This window comes from Burkholderia sp. BCC1999, from assembly GCF_905339975.1.
In the GTDB taxonomy this organism is placed as follows: Bacteria; Pseudomonadota; Gammaproteobacteria; order Burkholderiales; family Burkholderiaceae; genus Burkholderia.
Genome location: NZ_CAJPHP010000057.1, coordinates 1 through 1,279, shown reverse-complemented (window position 1 = coordinate 1,279; position 1,279 = coordinate 1). Strand labels below are relative to the sequence as shown.

The following is a 1,279-nucleotide window of genomic DNA, read 5'->3' as shown; positions in this document are numbered from 1 at the left end:
TGTCAAGTCCTGGAATAGGTTGACAGTATCCAGGCGCTAGAACGCCCGATGCATCGCATCGGGCGTTTTGTATTTCAGGGCGGCATGTGGCCGCTCATGGTTGTAGATGCGCACGGACTGTTCGACCATCTTGGCGGCCTGCTCGAGGTCAGCAGGACGCTGCAGCAAGAACTCACCCTTGAGGATGCCGTTGACCTGCTCGGCCAGCGCATTTTGATAGCAGTCGTAGCCGTCCGTCATCGAACAACGCAAGCCGTGACGCCGATGGATGTCTTGGTAGTAGGTCGAGCAGTACTGGATCCCGCGATCGGAATGATGGATCAAGGGCTGACAGGTTCGGCGACTGCGCAACGCCTTCTTCAGCGCCTGGCTGACCTGTTCGGTTTGCAGGCTGTCATGAACGTGATGACCGACGATCTTGCGCGAGAACGCATCGGTAATCAGGCTCAGGTACACGAACCGGCCAGCCGTGGGCAGATATGTGATGTCGGCCACCCACACTTGTTCAGGCCCAGTTGGCACGACCTGATCCGGTCCGGGTTTGAGCAGATTCGGATGACGCCGGAAGCGATGATGACTTTGCGTCGTCTTGTGGTACGCCCGGTGCGGCACGACCAGCAGGCGGGCGGCGCGCAGCACATCGAACAGCCGATCTCGACCCAGCTTGATGCCGCGCTCGCCCAAGACGGGCCCGAGCAGATGGTGCAGTTTTCGTGTCCCGAGTCTCGGCTGGCGCAACCGTATATCCCGCACCAGCGTCGTCACGGCTTCGGCTTGCGTGCCGCGGCGTTCCTCGCTGCGACATCGCTTGTAATACGCTTGCCGGCTGATGCCCATGTATCGGCAGGCCCGCTCGACGCTCAGCTTTTCGATCCGCCTTTGCGCGAGGACCTGCCCGAAGGCTTTTTTACGGTGATTCCGTAGTCCTTGCGCATCACGTCGAGCACCGCCTCGAACAGCGCGGCTTTCTCCTTCGCCTCCCGCAACTGCGTTTCCAACTCCTTGATGCGCTGCTCAGGCGTGAGCGGCTTGGCGTCTTGCTTTGGCATGGTAGAACCCGATCGCGCACGGCCGGATGGATCGGCCCAATCCTGCAAGCCGTGCTTGCGTAACCATACCAGTACCGTCGAGCGTCCCTGGATGCCGTAGCGCTGCTGCGCCTCTCTATACGTCAGCTCGCCTTTTTCAACCTGGCTCACCACCGACAGCTTAAAAGCCAGGCTGTAGTCCCGCTGCGTCCGCTTGATCCCTTGTTCCAATTGGCACCTCTTCGTCTCGG

The 1,279-nt window shown here is 60.4% G+C and carries 1 protein-coding gene; it reads right to left on the bottom strand.

Annotation, left to right across the window (positions count from 1 at the left end):
• Positions 1 to 36: 36 nt before the first annotated feature.
• A protein-coding gene (locus U5809_RS34525) for an IS3 family transposase (protein WP_322089843.1) occupies positions 37 to 1,259 on the bottom strand; the annotation gives its coding sequence in 2 pieces (ribosomal slippage) (positions 37 to 891 and positions 894 to 1,259; 1,221 coding nt in all).
• Positions 1,260 to 1,279: the final 20 nt, after the last annotated feature.